Raw genomic sequence first — 16,910 nt, forward strand, 5'->3', positions numbered from 1 at the left:
CTATGATTTCTTAATTTTTAGTATGCCGCGGTAGGCGGCAAGCTGTTCCGCCGCTTTCTTCGTCCTTCCGGTGCCGCGTCCTATCTCTTTCTCTCCGATAATAGCCGCGACCTCAAAAAGCTTATTGTGATCCGGTCCTTCCTCCCTCAGAAGCTGATAACTGAGCCCGTCCTCAAACTGGCTCTGCACAATCTCCTGCAAGATAGTCTTGCTATCATAAAAGAGCTTTTTGTGTTCCATGTCATTCAGGATGAATTTGTGAATAAACTCTTTTGCACTAGCAAAACCACCGTCCAGGTAAATAGCCCCGATCAGGGCCTCCATCGCATCGGAAACAACGGAATTCCGGTTCCGTCCGCCTGTTGCCTCCTCCCCTTTTCCAAGGAGCAGATATTTTCCCAGTGTCAGTTCCTCCGCACAGTAGGCAAGAGTCGGTTCGCAGACCATGCTGGCCCTCGTCTTTGTCAAGTCTCCCTCCGGCATGTCCGGGAATTTGTGAAACAGAAAGTCACTGGACACGATTTCCAGTACGGCGTCGCCGAGAAATTCCAGGCGCTCGTTGCACTCCAGCTTGCTCTTGTGGCATTCATTGGCATAGGAGCTGTGGGTCATGGCCCGCGTAAGAAGCTGCGGATCGCGGAACTTGTAGCCTGTCTTTTCTTCCAGTTCTATCAATTTTTTATCCATAATTTTCCTTATTCTTCCTTTCCGCCCGGTATAATGGGCTGTATTTATATATGATGGAAGCAGCCCCGTCCCCAGGGCTGCTCCGGCAATCCTTTATTAATTTAAGGCATTCTTAATCTGATCTACTGCATCTCCGACTGTTACAATCTTCTCTGCGGCTTCCGTCGGAATCTCGATATCGAACTCTTCCTCGATACCCATGATAATCTGAAAGATGTCAAGTGAATCTGCTCCCAGATCGTCAACGAATGTAGTTCCCAGCGTGATATCGTCCGGCTCCGTATTTAATACCTCTGCAATGATTTGCTGTAATTTCTCAAATTCCATAGTCTTCCTTCCTCTCTCACCTTTCTTCTGATTGCCCTTCCACCGGGAAGAGGCTCTCTTTGATTTTTTCGTTTATTCCCTGCTCTTTAAATGTGACGCATTGAATAATGGAATTACATACTTCGGTTCGTTTTGAACTGCCGTGTGTTTTCACAACCAGGCCGTTCAGCCCCAGAAGAGGCGCGCCGCCATACTGGCTGGCATCAAAACTTTTCAGTGTTTCCTTCAGGGCCGGTTTTACAAGCAGGGCTCCGATTTTAGAACGCAGGCTGGTCATCATTCCCGCTTTTACTTTGGATATGAGTGTCGCCCCTACACCTTCGTACAGTTTAAGAATAACATTGCCGGTGAACGCCTCCGCCACAATAACGTCGGCTCCCCCGTGAGGGATCTCCCGGGCCTCGATGCTGCCAGTAAAATTGATGTCACCGCATTCTTTCAAAAGCGGAAACGTTTCTTTTACCAGAGCGTTGCCCTTCTCCTCCTCAGCTCCGATGTTTACGATTGCCACGCGCGGATTTTTAATTCCCATCGCATGTTCCATATAAACGGAACCCATCTTTGCAAACTGCACGAGATGGGACGGCCTTGCATCCACGTTGGCGCCGCAGTCGATTAGCAGTGATACTCCGTTTTCCGTGGGAATAAGAGGAGCCAGAGGAGGGCGTTCCACTCCCTTGATTCTTCCTACAATCACCTGTCCGCCCACCAGAATTGCTCCCGAACTTCCGGCCGAGACAATCGCGTCCGCTTCACCGTGGCGTACCATATTCATTCCGACCACGATGGAGGAGTCCTTCTTCTTCCGGATGGCATTCACCGGCGGTTCCTCGGTCTCAATCACTTCGGTTGCATTTACAATCTCGATCTGATCAGTATTATATGTATGCTTCTCTAATTCAGACGATACACGTTCCTGCTGACCGACCAGAAGAATCTTTATGTCTTTTCTGGTGTTCGCTGCCATAACGGCTCCGGCGACAATTTCCCCTGGTGCGTTGTCACCGCCCATTGCATCTACCGCTACTCTTATCATATCCTAATTTCTCCTTTGCAGCCGCATTCCATGTTTCAGTGTGAAAGCATCCGCCTTTTCCTACCTACCAAGAATGCCACAATCTATAAAATAATATACTAAATATCATTCTATAAATCAATATGATTTTTTTATATAAAGGCTTTTTAAAAATGTCAACATTAAATTCGACATTTTTTCATGTTTTTATCGTTTTGCCATTTTGCACAATACGCAACCTGTTTTATTGTATATTTTCACTTTTAGGCAGCGCAATAGTAAGGCTGCCACTTCTGCCAGCCTCTCTCGCCCCCTATTTCCGTTCTTATGCAAGCTGCTTTACCTCTTCCTCGAATAGTTCCCCTGCTGAATGATAGCCATGTATTTTGCGTGGGTATCCGTTTATCCAGTTCTCTATACTCTCTACCTCTTCCTCTGTCCTGTCGTCAAAATTTGTGCCTTTCGGTATCTTCCGGCGTATCATCTTATTTGTTACCTCATTTGTGCCACGCTCCCAACTGCTGTACGGGTGGCAGTAATATACCTTTGTCCGCTTTTCTCCCTCGTTGATAATAGAACGCTGTAAGCCCTCTGCATCTGCAAACTCGCTGCCGTTGTCTACTGTGATTGTCTTAAATACCCGTTTAAACATATCAGCGCCCCATTTTCTTTCTAATCTATCCAGTGCCGCTACTACTGCCTCGTCTGTATGGTCTGGCAGTTTAAATATAATCTCGTTTCTGGTTTTCCGCTCTGTCAGTACCAGCAACGTATTTTTTGACTTTCCCCGCTTGCCTAAAACGCTGTCCATTTCCCAGTTGCCAAACTCTTCCCGTGTATCTATCTCTTTCGGGCGTTTGTCTATACTCTCTCCTGCTGCCGCCCTTTTCTGTTGCCTCTGTACTTTCTTATAATTTCTCTTCTTATTCTTCTTTACTGGCAAATTCTTATTAGACAGCTTAAGGAAAATACCCTTGTCAATGTAGCTGTATAAGGTCGTTACGCATACTGTTACGGAAAATTCCCCCTCTTTCCCCTGTGCTTTCAATTCTCCCAGTACCGCAGCTGGGCTGTAATCTTCATTTACTATTTTATCCTCTATATAATTTGCGTATGCAATATCGTTGCCTATTTTAAGCTGTGTCCCCCTTGCCTTTAAGTTTTCCTCTGCTTTCATTTGTGCCTTGTTTGGGCTATAACTTAATGTTTCTGTATAGTCGCTATTTCTGTGCATATATTCCCCTCGCTTAAGCTCATTGTAAATAGTGCTGCGGTGTACTCCCAGCTGTTCTGCTATCTCTATCACGCTATGCCCTGCTTTTTTCAATGCCTCAATACTTATACGGTCTGTCCATGTCAACTGTCGGCTGCCTTTCTTATTCGCCATTTCTGCTACCTCTCTTTCGTTCCTGTTCTTTCCCCATATACGACGAAAAGCCGCAAACTTTTTACAAGTCTGCGGCTTATGCCTTTACCTATTTACAACACTTTTTACAAGCGGTGTATTTCTTCTTTGCTTGGCTTAGCGGTATGCTCTTTGGGTTTTTCATTCCCGAACAGTTAGGCTTACTATGGTATTTTTTGTTGCTACGGTCTACATATACTGTAGTTTCTCCCGTATGCTGGCTTACGCTGGGCGTTGCGTCCTCGATTACGTCAAGCTCTATATTGCACCCGAACGTCTGTACCCCCCCCCCAGAAATTTCCAGTATTTCTGCGGTGTAGCGGGCTTTCGGGTACTTTCTCGCTAAGTCCCTCGCCAGCTCTGCCGATAGATTGCCTATTACCTTATCGCCCCACTTTACGTATGCGGCAGGCTCTCCGTTGTATGTATACTTTTCTACTGTAATATCTTCACTGCCGGACATTCTGCTTAAAATATCCTGCCTGTTTTCTCCGTCCTCATTATTGAACGTCACGCCTACTACTTTCGTTCTGATTGTATCTAAAATTCTGCCGCCAGATGCAGCGGCAGGCGCTGGCGTTCTGTTTCCATTCTCTTTTCCTGCGCTTTTCTTTTTCAGTCCAAAATAGGCGCATACTGCCGCAACCACAATGCAGCCCACCCCACCTGTTATATTTCCAGACGGCAGCGCCGTTAAGCCGCTTACTGCAAATAATGCAGCCGCTGCCAATAAAATTACCTTTTTCTTTGTCATAGTAAGCCCTCGCTTTCGTTTCTACTTCAATTCTAAAATTTCATCAGCAGAGGCGTTAAGCTCTCTGCAAATTTTCGCCAGTGTTATTGCGTTTGGCGTAAGCTCGTTGTTTTCCCAGCGGCTTATATCTTTCTGGTATACTTGCAGGCGCTCTGCAAGTTCCTTTTGCGTCACGCCTGCCGCTTTTCTCGCTGTTTTAATGTTTTCGCCTAAATTCATGCCTTACCTCTCTTTTCTCTTGCCCTCAAAATGAAAGCAACCAGCAGCTTTACCAGTCCTACTGCTACTAAAAATACTCCTAATTTTAAAAGCATACTCTTTACTCGGCTTTGGGTTTGTGTTATATTTCTTATAGGCGGCGGGCTTATCGCCCGCCTGTTGGTTAGGGCTTTCGCCCTAACCTATGTACTTACCAATTATGATAAGTATTGTTCCTATGATTAAGTCTATCACTGCACTGATTGCCAATTCTTGCCAGTTGATAGGCTTTTTCTTTTGTTTCTTTTTCTTACCCATTGTGCCGTTTCTCCTTTCCAGTGGCTTTGCCTCTTATTTGTTCTTATCTCCTTTCCATGATTTTATTATATACCTTTTTCGGTATATTGTCAACACTTTTGTATAGATTTCTAAGAAAATTGCAAAAAAATAGAGGGCAGACAGCGAACCGCCCACCCTCGAAAACTTAAGCTAATCTTGTGGCATAATCTAAGCTAATCCAGCCTGCGCCACTCTTCAAGCGTCCCCAGCCAGCACTTGCGCCCTGTCCGGCTTTCACTTCCACAATGGTAAATACTCCCTTTCCTGTGGTTTCTCCCGTCTTTGCATAGTTCGTGCCTGCTCCTGTTCTGATATTAAGGTCTAAAATATCTACCTGTACGCTAAACGGAACGCCTGCGCTTGTCTGCTGCCCCACTGCGGTATATACCGCCTTGCCGTTATCATCATATACAGTATAACCCGCCTTGCAAGCGCTCTTTGCATTTTCCAGCGACGTAAACGCCCCCAGCTGGCTTGCTGCGTCCGTCCAGCTCTTGCGCACTCTGTAATACTTTGTACCGTTTCCTGCTGCATACTTTTTATAGTATCCCTCGCCGTACTCTGCACGCTTTTTCTTTACTGTTTCGCTCTGGTCTGCTGGCTTTTCATATCCAGTAAGAACGGCATCAGATGCAGCACGCACGCTGCCCGCCTTTTTCAGTGCGTCCATTACTGCTGTGTATCCCTGCAATTCTTCCCATAAAAAGCCCAGCTGCATATTAAGGTCTGCAATGGATACGCCCGCCTGTTTTGCATGATTAAGCAACGCCTGCTTTCTGCTCCAATACGTCCACTGCGCCAGCCCATAGCCTGCACTGTCCTTTACAAAATTGCCATAGCTGCCATTATCCACCGCTGCTGTATATTCTGCGTCCGTCTTACCCAGCTTATTGTTATAGGTATTCTGTAAGTTGTTCGGCATAAGCCCGCTTTCAGCATACAGATTACCCATAATACCAGCCACGGCATAAGCATTTAAGCCCTTGCCTGTAAGAAAATTCCATATTGTTTTTTCATTGCCGCCCTGCGGCGTTTCTGCCTGTCCGCTGATTTTACGCTTAAACTCGTCCCATGTGTGGGCGCTGGTGTTATATACATACGGGTTAGGGCAAATCTTGCCCGTTACGTCGTAATGTCTGATTACATGAGATGCAGGCACGCCGTATTTATTCATAAGGTAACGGGTAAGCTCTGCTGCTGCCTCTACTGTTGCGTCCTCAAAATACCAGTCTTTATCTGTTGCGCCCATGCTCTTTGTGTTTTTCTTCCTTACGCACATTTCAATACCGATACTATTAGCGTTTCGGCACTCTGCGTGCTTATATCTCGACGCTCCGCAATGCCACGCTATATTAGCGTCCTCTACGCACTGCCATACCTCGCCGTTAAATCCTACAAAGTAATGCGCCGACGCATTTCTATTGCCGCCGCCATAATATCGGCAGTTGTCCTCTGCGCCGCCCAGTGCGCCTACATAATGGATAACAATATACTTAATTCTGGAAACGCTGCCCTTATTGAAATTGTACTTACTTATCTTTCTGTTAATATTCATATTTCCTGCCTTTCCGCATACAAAATAAGCGCCTGCGGTGTCCCGCAAGCGCTCTTTGCTGCTATGTCCTTATTATTCTTATCTTTCCTGCGTCCTGTGTTCCTCTACGTTGCCTGTGGTGCTGTCCCCGTCCAGTTCGTCTGTGTCCGGCAGTTCGTCCGTATACTTCGCCAGAAACTCCCGCACCTTTTCCCATACCTTTTTTACGGGCAGCCCGCATAATGCCATATTCTTAAAAATACTCACTACCTCATAGGCAATGTAAAGCAATGCGAAAAATTCAGCCACGCCCACGGTATCAAGCCCTAAATATGTACGTGCCTGCTCCGGTATAAATCCGATTAAGTTAATCTTAATCAGTACGTCGATTGCCAGCATGAATACCAGAGAAATAAGCATACCTACTTTTCTGATAGCCCCGTCAATGCCTGCGCAGCTGTTAAATTTTTTCTCTTTGATTGCACGCAGCACGCCAAAAACCGTGTCGCACACAATCGCCAATACTACCAGCTGGATAATTTTGTTATGTGCCGCCGCCTCAATAAATTCTGTAATAGTCATGTTCATAAATCCTGCCTTTCTCTTAATTGCAAATCTTTTGCCCGCTCTTTCAGCTCTTCGCCGTCGTAGCCCGCTGTCTGCTCCCAGCTTTCCAGAGTGGCTATTAAATCAGCAATAAGCCTGCTTTGCTTTTCTATGGTTTCCTGTTGTTCTTGTACTACCCTTAGTAAATTGCTACTCATGTACTCGCTCCTGCATTCTGCCGCTTAAGCAGCCTTTTCTATGGCTGCCTCTGCCAGCGTTTCTATTTTCTTTCGTAGGTTATAGCTGTCGGCGTGTCCTGCGTGTCCCGTCCAGCTCTGTATACTCTTTTGTAACTGCTCTTTTGTGATTTTCCCGCTCTCGCACTTCTTGATAGTACGCTTTATGCGCTTTATGCTGTCCTTTCGTACTTTCCTGTGCGTTGCCCTGTGTTTGTAGCCTACAAAGTCTATACCATTCTTTGCTGCCAGTATGGTAGTTTTCGGGTTAAACTCTAACTTAAGCTCTTCCCGTAAGAATTGCTCTATCCGTGCAAGCTAGCTGCGCAGCTGTTCCTTGTCTGGGCTTAATATTACAAAGTCGTCCATATAGCGTATGTATGCCTCTACGCCCAGCTCATGCTTAATAAACTGGTCTAATGCGTCCAGATAGATATTTGCAAATAACTGACTGGTAAGGTTTCCTACTGGTATCCCTACGCCGTCCGGCATATTGCCGTTGTGGTCTATTATCCTGTCCAGCAATGCCAGTACCCCAGCGTCTTTTATAACCTTACGTATTTCAGTTTTTAATACCGCATGGTCTATGCTCTGGAAATAGTGGTGTATATCTGCCTTGATAGCATAAAGCGGCTGGTCTGGGTGGTATTTGTTCCACTCATACAGCCACTCTTTTAGCGTATCAGACGCAGCGTGCATACCTTTACCTTTCCGGCAGGCGTAAGACTGCGATATAAACCGCTTATCAAATATAGGCTCTAACACGTTGTTTATGGCGTGCTGTACCACCCTGTCATAGAACGGCAGCGCCATTATCTGCCGCTCTTTCGGTTCGTACACCTTAAAGTAATGGTATTTGCTTGGCTCATAGGCAAGGTTTATAATATCTTCCCGCACCTTGTCTAAGTTTTCCTCTTTGTCTTTCGTAAAAATCAGTACGTCTTTTCTGTGGCGTTTACACTTTCTGGCTTTGTTATAGGCTTTCTGTACGTTTCCATAGTCGCCCATAGCCTCTAAAAGCGTAATGCGCCGCCCGTCCTTATCGGTAATGTATCCTACTCTCTTCAAGTATTAAGCTCCTGCCTTTCGCCGTAGCTACTAACCAGCAGCCGTATTTTTTCTCTTTGCCTCACGGCGGGACAGCCACTCTGACTATAGGATATTAAACACTCGGTCTTATCCCTTTCTAAGTCCTTGCCAGTATTCCGTAGAACTCTGTGCCTGTAATGTTCTCACTAAGTCACACGCCCCACGAGCGCCAATGTTCGTATTGACATTCCACGGGTAATTGTTGCAATTCACGGCACGAGCGCCGCAATTCGCCCCATTGTTCCAGTTGCCGCCCGCTATCAGCGCCGCCAGAGGCTGTAAGTAAGCAGCTGCCCCATATCCTGCTATTTTCTGGTCTTTACCTCTTCTATCAGTTCGCCCAGCATAACGCCTATTTCTTTCAGCTTGCGGCAGCTCTCGCCGTAGTGCCGTGCGTTCATAGCGCTATACTTCAAGTCATGCGCCAGCCGCAGCAATTCTTTACTTTCCTGCAATGCCGTATCTACCGTGTATAAGTGGCTTTTCGTTGCCGTCTTATCCCACTTTATAACCTCTTGCAGCATTTCAAGAATTGCGTTTCTTGTCGCCGTCTGTAAACTGAATTTCTCATACTTTGGGTACTTCGTAAGCAGAGGGTAAATATATAGCAGAAAATCGTATATTTTCTGGTGTATAATATCTGTTTTTGTCTGTATGTCCATGCCTTACCCCCGTTTATCCGGCTGGGCTTTCGCCCGCCGTCTACAGAGAGTCACACGCCCCACGAGCGCCAACGTTCGTATTGACATCCCACGGGGAAGGGCTGCAATTCACGGCACGAGCGCCGCAATTCGCCCCACTGCCCCAGGGGCCGCCCGCTACCAGCGCCGCCAGAGAATATGCGTAATACTGGTAAATGTTACCAACGTCGTAAGACTTCTCGCCTGTGTTCAATGGGCTTTTCTTGTCCCAGCCCCACGCTACGCTTGCGTGGTAGTCTGCATTTGTGGCGTGTTCCGCTCTTGTAATAAGCTCGTCCAGCCACTCCCAGACACGCCCCACGGCATCTACAACGCCCACGGAAGAAACGGCATTTACCACACTGCCTGTTACGCCCCTACCTGTGTTGCTGGTGGCGCTCCATGCGTTTGTATTTGCGTTATCCAGTCCGGCAGGGCTGCCAAAAGCATAAGCGCAAAATTCCGCATAGTTCGGCAGGCGTTTACCGCTCTTTGCCAGACGTTCTACAAAGTTGTACCAGTTCATGCTTTCTGTACCCGTCATAGGTGCGCAGCCGTACTCTGATTTCAAGCCCTTTGCTCCGTCGTCAGAATTAAGGTAAATATCTACCCATGTGCCGCCGCCTAAATATACCATACCCTCTGGGCTGCATTTCGGGCGGTGTCCCAGTGTCCATACAGAACGTGGTACAATGCCGTTGCTTACTGCACTTTCCCAGCCAGTGCCAAAAATAACACTGCTGCCATTAAGCGGCTGTAAATTGCTGTCCACCTTGCGGCAGCGTCCATAATGAAAGCCGCCGATTTTACGGCTGTTTGTAGCGTTCCAGCCCGTCGGGTATGTAGAGTTAAGGGAAATTACGTATTTCTCGTCTGCGCTGTCAATTCTGCTGTCGCAGATATATACGTAATAGTCTTTACCTACCGCAAAAGCGCTGCCTGCGTCCAGATTAGCAGCCGTAAGAATGGTGTTTGCTGTCTTGAAAATTCCAGCGCCGCCCACGGCAATTACGCAACCCTCTACTACGGTCAGCTCATTTGCTCCGCTGGCGTAAATGTACTCATTGCTCGGTGCTACAATATCGCTGATTGTAGCCATTTTATTTACGTTCAAAAGCGCCCTTGCGTCGGTCTTTGTAACGTCGTCCACTAATAATCTACTCATACTGCTTTAATACTCCTTTCAGTGCTGCAATGTCGTCTGTTGTCATTCCTGCCACGGTGTCTGTGCGTTCCAGCGCAATTACCTTGCAGCCCGCTTTTACCGCTTTGGAAAGTGTAAGGGCTGTTCTGTCGTTTCCTGCCTCTCCTGCTGCCGCTGCCTCGTCGGTCTGGATATGTGTTACTCCCTGCACTGTGCCGGATACGTCGCCCGCTACAAATTTCATACCTACCGCTGCCTCGTCGCAGTAATATACCGTAACCGCCTTTTTCTCTTCCTCTACAGCTGCTACGCCGCACTCAATATAACGCTGGTTCTCTGCGCTCTCGATTTTTGCCAGCAAATCCGCTGCTGCCAGTTCTCCGCTTGCTACCATAGCAAGGCAGTTGTAATAGTCCTCTTTTGTCTTTAATACTTTAGGAAATCCTTTCATGGTCTGCCACCTTTCTAAAATGTATTTGCAAGATAGGAATTACCCACGTAGGTAGCCCCTAACACTGCCGTTTCTACTGTTCTTTCGTAATGCTGGCTCATGTATGCCGCACCCATATAACACAATCCCAGTACAGCATCATGCTTATAGTCAATGCCCCAGCCGCTTTCTACTCTCTTAAGTCGCTCGTCCAGCGCTGCTATTGCCTCTTTGGTTTCTTTCGTGCCCGCCTCTGCCTGCTTTTTCACTTCCTGCATGGCTGCTGCCAGCTCTTCAATTTGCAGTTGCAGGCTGCCTGCTATGTCCTCGCCCAGTTTGTCCTTGATACTCTCAAACCATGTGTTAAATTCGTTTTCAGCGTCCGACTGGAATAGCTTAATTTTTGCCATAAAGTCTGTATAGGCGCTTAAAAGTTCCTTATCCCAGTTGTCAAGCGTACTTTCAAAACTGCTGTATCTTTCGTTAAACTGGCTCTCATACTGCGCAAATAAGCCCTCTGTCTTGCTTACGTAGCTGTCATATACGCCCGCAATCTCTGTAAGGTACTTTTCCATACTCTGCTTATATGCGCTGAACTCGTCCAGCACAGCTGCGCTGTAGGTGTTGAAAAAGTCCGTAAACTGCTTTGTAAGCACGCTTGCGTCTATCTCTTCCACCGTTCCTGTTACAATTCCGCAGACTGCGCTATTAAACCGCTGGTCTGTGATGTTTTGCGTCTGTATCCTTGTTACGCCCTTGCCTACGTAAATATCTGCAAGCGCAAGCTCCCATATTTCCGTAGTGCGTGTTACTGCCGTTGCTGTCGGCTTTGCAGACGGTGTGCCTTTCAGCACCGCAATATACATATCTCTTTGCGGCAAATCCCAGCGAACTACTACCCTGTCCACCCTGTTAAGCGCTCCCTCTGCCGTATCCAGTGTTACGCTAAGCGTTGCAGGATTTCTAAAGGCGTAGCCGTTTATAAAGGCATAGCCTGCATTTACTCTTATTTCCATGCCGCTGTAAGCGACTACCTGTAGCCCGTCGCTCGGCTTTGGAAAAATGCCGTTTGCAATGAAAGTAGCAAAGTACCACGCCCAATCCTCGGCTTTATATACCCTGTCGTACTCTCCGTCTACTGCCACGGCATTAAACGGTAAGCTGTTTGCCATTTCTGCTACCTCACTTTCCTAATCTGGTCTACCAGCGTCGGCAGGCTGTCGCCAAAAGTCGCCTCTATGGTTTCCTCGCCTTTCTGGTATGTTTCCGTTACTTCTGTAATGCGTGCATCTATCTGTATGCCCCACTTAGTTTCTTTGCAAGTAATACGGTCGCCTAAATCAAAATCAGCCTTAAATTTTAAGTTTGAATTTGTATTTATGGTACTTACAAAATTTATGTTCTTGCCGTAGTTTTCCAACTCTGCGCCGCCTCTCGTTTTCAGCATTGCAATATAGGTATTCAGCGGTATTGTTACCTCTGTTTCCCCCTGCTGGTACTTTCTGGCAATGTCCGTAGCGTCGCAGAATACCTCTACTAAATCCAGCCCCGTTGCGCCCTCGCCGTCCACTGTGGTTACTGGCTGGCTGCCGTCGTCGTCAGCTGCTCCCTGCACATAAATAAAGTTGCCGCAGTTCTCTATACTGGCTGTATATTCCTGCTCGTTGACATTATCAAAATCTCTTGAAAATATGCAGGGTGTGTTACCCTCGGTATTTGTGGCTGTAAGGTCATTGCCCTTATACAGATAAAAGCCAAACAGTCTCTCTCTTTCGTTAAGCAGAATGTCATAGCCCAGCTTTCCAGCCTGCGCCCTTGCCTTTACTTCCTGCCCCAGTTGTGCGTATACCTCGTTTGCATATTCAACCGCCACGCCGTCTATGGTTTCCTGCGCCAGAAATGTAAGCAATGGAAAACGCCGCTTTGTTCCTGCTGCGCTGCCGCAGTTGTTCTTTACCATAAGGTTTATAAGATACTGGTTTGTACCTGTCGCCACAATCTGCGGATAAATGCAGCGCTTATTAAGCCACCAGCTAAGCATATAGCCTTGTGCCTCTAACTGCTCTAAGCCGTTCTCGTCTTTGGTAATGTGTACGTAGGTTATCTGCGCTGCCCTACGCCATACGCCGCCGTCGGCGGTCTTTACTTCCTTTTTTCCGTCGTGCTTGGTTATTAAGTTACCCTCTACCAGCAAACGGCTGTTATTGTCCGTAATCGGCGCAAGCAGGCTAAAAGTTCCTACGTCAAAATACTTTGTATGCCATAGCAGGCTTGCCAGCTCGTCTATAGCTCCCAGCGGCTGTACTGTCTTGTCGAATACTCTAAGCTCCATACCGTCACACTCCTAAAAATTCCTTGCTGTAGAATATGGATACTTCCAGAGAATTTACGCCGCTGGCTGCATCATACCTAAACATATTGTCGCCTATGGCAAGCTGCATAAATGTACTGTCTACATCAATGTAGCGGAAATAGTCGGTTTCTACGCCGTCCCTTATCAGCTTAGCACCCTTGCTGCCGTACTTCGTGTTAATCTCTATCACGTCGCCCGTTTTCATAGTGGCGTTAATCTGTATAAATTCCTCGGTATCCACATTAAGCAGTATCGGGTTTGAAACTGTCCCCAGTGCTGTAAACCTTATCCTCATTCCTGTTGATACGTCGCCCTCGTTGTAGCAGTCCACTATTACGCTTTCCGCTCGGTATCCGTATATCATGCTCTTTGTGCTGTCCTTTTCGATAACGCAAGGGAAATGCCACGCAGCCACCCAGCTTGCTATATCCTCTTTTGTTTCTTCCTCTTCCCGCCAGAACGGGTTAAGGCACTCTATTTGTAAATCAAACTCATAAAGTACCTCTTTCTTTAGTATCTTAGGCTCTCCATACGCCCTGCAATCAATCACACGCTTAAAGCCGCCGTACTCATACACCAGCGTAGCGCTAAGCTCTGGGTTAAATATCTTAAGCATACGGCGGCGCAGTTCCAATGCCTGCGCCTTGTCCCGTGTGTTGATATGTCCCACTACGTCTATGTCCCTCGCCTCGATACGCTGCCCTACGTAGGTGTCGCCGTGCTGTCCCATACTGTTTGTGCTGTAAATGACGCTCGTAACGCCGGAAATGCCCTCTACGTCTTTACTTATATTGCAATGGTATACGCTGTCTACTCCCAGCTCTAACCGCTCGCCCCTTGAATTTATGTAAGTCAGTTTTTCATTTTCCATGTGTTACACCGTCCTTGCTATCATTCTGAACTGTCGGGCTGCCTCTTTCTGCTGTTTTGCATAGTCCGTGGTATTCGCATAAATATACTGATTGACAACTACGCCGCCTGCTGCACTGCCGCCGCCTCTCGGCTTTGGCTTTTTGTCGTCGTTATCATACTTAAATTCATTGCCTACATTTACCTTTGCGTCTATGTCAAACTCCTGCGGTACGCTGTCCTCAATCATTTTCTTAACGCCGCCGATTTCATTAGAAAAGCCAACGCCGATACCCTGCGCCAGATATACGCCGATTTCGTCACGCATCAGCTTAGACGGGCTGGCAATTCCAAATAAATCCTTAAGGAAGTCGGTAACATTGCCTACCCAGCCGCTTATTTTGTCCTTTATCCACTGCGTAGCTCCGTTTATGCCGTTCCAGATGCCCTCTACCATGTTTTTACCGAACCTAGCAAACGTACTGCCAATATTCTTAAATACGTCTGTTATTCCAGTAATTACATTTTTCATGCCCTCTACGGCTTTGTTCTTTACTTCTGTACCCCATGTAGCCACTTTGGTAATTGCACCAGAAATGCTGTTATAAATCTTTTGCGGTATTTCCTTAACAATCGTAACAATGCCCGTTACCATGGCATTCATTACCTCTTTGGCTTTCGTAAGCATATTGTTGCCCCACGTAGCCACTTTGGTAACTGCCCCTACTATGCTGTTCCAGATTTTAGCAGGCAGTTCCTTAACAATCGTAATAACGCCTGTTACCATGGCGTTCATTACCTCTTTGGCTTTCGTAAGCATATTGTTGCCCCACGTAGCCACTTTGGTAACTGCCCCTACTATGCTGTTCCAGATTTTCTGCGGCAGTTCCTTAACAATCGTAATAACGCCTGTTACCATGGCGTTCATTACCTCTTTGGCTTTCGTAAGCATATTGTTACCCCACGTAGCCACTCTGGTTACTGCTCCTACTATACTGTTCCAGATTTTAGCAGGCGTTTCTTTCACAATCGTTACAATGTTCGTAAGCATTGTGTTCATTACTTCTTTGGCTTTGGTCTGCATATTTGCGCCCCACGTAGCCACTCTGGTTACTGCACTTACTATACTGTTCCAGATTTTCTGCGGCAGTTCCTTAACAATATCTATAACTTTCGTTACAAAATCTGTTATAACTGTGCCGCCTTTTTCCTGCATATTTGCGCCCCACTCTGCTATTTTCTCAACGCCCGCAGCGATTGCCTGCGGTATCAGAGTAGGTAGCTCTTTTATTTTATTTATGATTGTCGTTACCAGCTTGCCTGCCGCCGTCAAAATCTTAGGCAGCCCCGTAATCAGTCCTGTTACAATGGCTGCTATAATCTGCGGTATGGCTGCGATTAAAAGCGGTATTGCATCTATGATGCCGTCAATCAATGCAACTATAATATCGCCCGCACTTTCGATAATAAGCGGTATGCCCTCAACCAGTGCATTTATGATAGCCGTTATGATTTCCGGCAGTGCCTCAATCAGTACGGGCAGCGCTGCTACCAGCCCCTGTGCCAGCCCCGTAAGCAGCTGTAATGCTGCTGTAATCAGCAACGGTATATTTTCTATCAGCATGGTTACAATGTTCGTAACCACCGTTACGATTGTTGGCAGCAATGTAGGTAACGCTTGTGCGATACCTTGCGCCAATTCCGTAATAATCTGTACGCCTGCCTCTAAAAGCTGCGGTAATATAGTAAGCAGCGTATCTATGATTGTCGGTATAATCTGCCCGATTATGCTTATCATTTCCGGCAGCATTCCAACCAGCGTATTAAGCAAGTCCTGTACGCCGCTCATTAAAGGCGGTAATAACTCCTGTATAACCTGTGGTATATACGTTGCAAGCTGCTCTACGATTTCTCCCAGTCCGCTTACCAGCCTCGGCACTGTTTCTATTACCCTCGGTGCTATATTCCCTACCACTGTTACAATACTGTCTACCAGATTGCTTGTAAGCTGTGAGAAATTCGCCTCGCTGTCTGCCATTCCAGCTACCCAGTTGTCCCACGCTGAACTCATAGAACTAACCGAACCCTCTATTGTTGTACTTGCCTCTTTTGCCGTTGTCCCTGTTATGCCCATTTCCGTCTGTACGACGTGAATAGCGTCTACAACGTCTGAATATGATGAAATATCATACTTAATGCCAGATAGCTTGCTTGCATCATCAAGCAGTCGCTGCATTTCCTCTTTTGTACCGCCATATCCCAGTTTTAAGTTATCCAGCATGGTATAATTCTGCTTTGCAAAACCGTTATAGGCGTTCTGTATAAGCGATATATCAGTACCCATTTTATTTGCATTGTCTGACATATCCGTAATTGCCACGTTTGCCTTTTCTGCTGCCGCTGCCGTGTCATTATTCATACTGGCAAGCAGCGACGCTGAAAAGCTGGTAACTGTTTCCATGTACTCATTTGCAGACATTCCGGCTGTTTTATATGCGTCGTTTGCATAACCAACAACCGTATCAGACGACGTTTTGAAAAGAGTTTCTACACCGCCTACAAGCTGTTCCTGTGCTGCGTATCCCTCTATCGCTTTTGTGGTAAGCGCTCCTATGGCTGTTGCCGCTCCCGCAACTGCTGCCGCCGTCGCCGCTGCTGCTGCTTTAAGCGCTGTACCCATTCCGCTTAGCACGCTTGTAAATCCAGAAAATTTTCCCTTTGCGTCGTCTGCCTGTTCCCCGCTGTCTTTTATTTCCTTTCCCATTTCGTCAGCGGCTTTTTCTGCTTTTTCCATTTCGTCAGTCGTTTTGCCTAATTCCTGCTCTGTCTTTACAAGCGCTGCTTTCTGGTAATTTAACTGGGTTTCAAGTTTTTTACTTTCTTCGCTATTGTCTCCTGTTGCCTTGCGACATTTTTCTAAAGCCGTCTCGGTTTCTTTTACCTTTTTTGCCTGCTCGTCGTATGTTTTCTGTAGTACCGCCTGCTTTGCTTTCAGCGCATCTGCGCTGCTTGCATTGTCCTTATATTCAGCCGTTACAAGTTTCATTTCAGAATTAAGCACTTTAAGGGTGCTGTTAATTTCCTTGCAGGCTGCTTTATACTCTGCCTCTCCGTCAAAACTTAACCTTGTTTTGACGTTCTGCGTCTTATCTGCCATAATTAAAAGCCCCCTAACGCTATGTCTATATCGTCCATGTTTTCTGTAGCTGCTGGTGTTCCCGCCTGTTCCTGTCGGAAAATGTGCGGGTTATATTCCTTGTGATATTTAAACAGTGTCGTTATCTGGTATGGTGTTTTTCTCCATGCCTCACGTTCCCTGTATCT

The 16,910-nt window shown here is 46.7% G+C and carries 17 protein-coding genes; all 17 read right to left on the bottom strand.

The window, feature by feature from the left end:
• Complete coding sequence (gene rnc, locus V3C10_13045; GenBank protein WVP60246.1) at window positions 1-687, bottom strand: ribonuclease III; 687 nt, start codon at window positions 685-687, stop codon at window positions 1-3.
• Window positions 688-783: 96 nt separating this feature from the next.
• Window positions 784-1,014 (bottom strand): acyl carrier protein, encoded by a 231-nt coding sequence (acpP, locus tag V3C10_13050; GenBank protein WVP60247.1) that lies wholly within the window; start codon window positions 1,012-1,014, stop codon window positions 784-786.
• A 16-nt stretch (window positions 1,015-1,030) separates the two neighbouring features.
• The gene (plsX, locus tag V3C10_13055) at window positions 1,031-2,050 is read right to left on the bottom strand and encodes a phosphate acyltransferase PlsX (GenBank protein ID WVP60248.1); all 1,020 of its coding nucleotides are present in this window, start codon (window positions 2,048-2,050) and stop codon (window positions 1,031-1,033) included.
• Between the two features lie 304 nt (window positions 2,051-2,354).
• Window positions 2,355-3,416: an IS30 family transposase gene (locus V3C10_13060; GenBank protein ID WVP60249.1), complete on the bottom strand. Its 1,062-nt coding sequence runs from the start codon at window positions 3,414-3,416 to the stop codon at window positions 2,355-2,357.
• 88 nt (window positions 3,417-3,504) lie between these two features.
• The gene (locus V3C10_13065; protein ID WVP60250.1) at window positions 3,505-4,188 is read right to left on the bottom strand and encodes a hypothetical protein; all 684 of its coding nucleotides are present in this window, start codon (window positions 4,186-4,188) and stop codon (window positions 3,505-3,507) included.
• Between the two features lie 21 nt (window positions 4,189-4,209).
• On the bottom strand, window positions 4,210-4,407 hold the full coding sequence (locus V3C10_13070; GenBank protein ID WVP60251.1) for a helix-turn-helix transcriptional regulator: 198 nt from the start codon (window positions 4,405-4,407) through the stop codon (window positions 4,210-4,212).
• Window positions 4,408-4,870: 463 nt separating this feature from the next.
• A complete protein-coding gene (locus V3C10_13075; GenBank protein WVP60252.1) occupies window positions 4,871-6,280 on the bottom strand; it encodes a phage tail tip lysozyme in 1,410 nt (469 codons plus the stop codon).
• 78 nt (window positions 6,281-6,358) lie between these two features.
• Window positions 6,359-6,847, bottom strand: a complete 489-nt coding sequence (locus V3C10_13080; GenBank protein ID WVP60253.1) for a phage holin family protein — start codon at window positions 6,845-6,847, stop codon at window positions 6,359-6,361.
• Entirely contained in the window at window positions 6,844-7,023 is a 180-nt protein-coding gene (locus V3C10_13085) for a hypothetical protein (GenBank protein ID WVP60254.1), read from the bottom strand. Before V3C10_13085 ends, V3C10_13080 begins: the two co-directional genes overlap by 4 nt.
• Before the next feature lie 336 nt (window positions 7,024-7,359).
• Complete coding sequence (locus V3C10_13090) at window positions 7,360-8,109, bottom strand: reverse transcriptase/maturase family protein (protein ID WVP60255.1); 750 nt, start codon at window positions 8,107-8,109, stop codon at window positions 7,360-7,362.
• Between the two features lie 326 nt (window positions 8,110-8,435).
• Entirely contained in the window at window positions 8,436-8,792 is a 357-nt protein-coding gene (gene avd / locus V3C10_13095; protein WVP60256.1) for a diversity-generating retroelement protein Avd, read from the bottom strand.
• 40 nt (window positions 8,793-8,832) lie between these two features.
• Window positions 8,833-9,975: a hypothetical protein gene (locus tag V3C10_13100; protein WVP60257.1), complete on the bottom strand. Its 1,143-nt coding sequence runs from the start codon at window positions 9,973-9,975 to the stop codon at window positions 8,833-8,835.
• Complete coding sequence (locus V3C10_13105; protein ID WVP60258.1) at window positions 9,968-10,405, bottom strand: hypothetical protein; 438 nt, start codon at window positions 10,403-10,405, stop codon at window positions 9,968-9,970. The genes V3C10_13100 and V3C10_13105 overlap by 8 nt, the downstream gene beginning before the upstream one ends.
• A 14-nt stretch (window positions 10,406-10,419) precedes the next feature.
• Entirely contained in the window at window positions 10,420-11,556 is a 1,137-nt protein-coding gene (locus V3C10_13110; GenBank protein WVP60259.1) for a hypothetical protein, read from the bottom strand.
• 5 nt (window positions 11,557-11,561) lie between these two features.
• Window positions 11,562-12,716 carry a siphovirus ReqiPepy6 Gp37-like family protein gene (locus tag V3C10_13115; protein ID WVP60260.1) on the bottom strand — a complete coding sequence of 385 codons (1,155 nt, stop codon included), beginning with the start codon at window positions 12,714-12,716 and terminating at the stop codon, window positions 11,562-11,564.
• Between the two features lie 4 nt (window positions 12,717-12,720).
• Window positions 12,721-13,608 (bottom strand): phage tail family protein, encoded by an 888-nt coding sequence (locus V3C10_13120; GenBank protein WVP60261.1) that lies wholly within the window; start codon window positions 13,606-13,608, stop codon window positions 12,721-12,723.
• Between the two features lie 3 nt (window positions 13,609-13,611).
• Window positions 13,612-16,743 (bottom strand): PblA, encoded by a 3,132-nt coding sequence (locus V3C10_13125; GenBank protein ID WVP60262.1) that lies wholly within the window; start codon window positions 16,741-16,743, stop codon window positions 13,612-13,614.
• Between the last annotated feature and the right edge of the window lie 167 nt (window positions 16,744-16,910).

Source organism: [Clostridium] symbiosum (assembly GCA_036419695.1).
Lineage (GTDB): Bacteria > Bacillota > Clostridia > Lachnospirales > Lachnospiraceae > Otoolea > Otoolea symbiosa_A.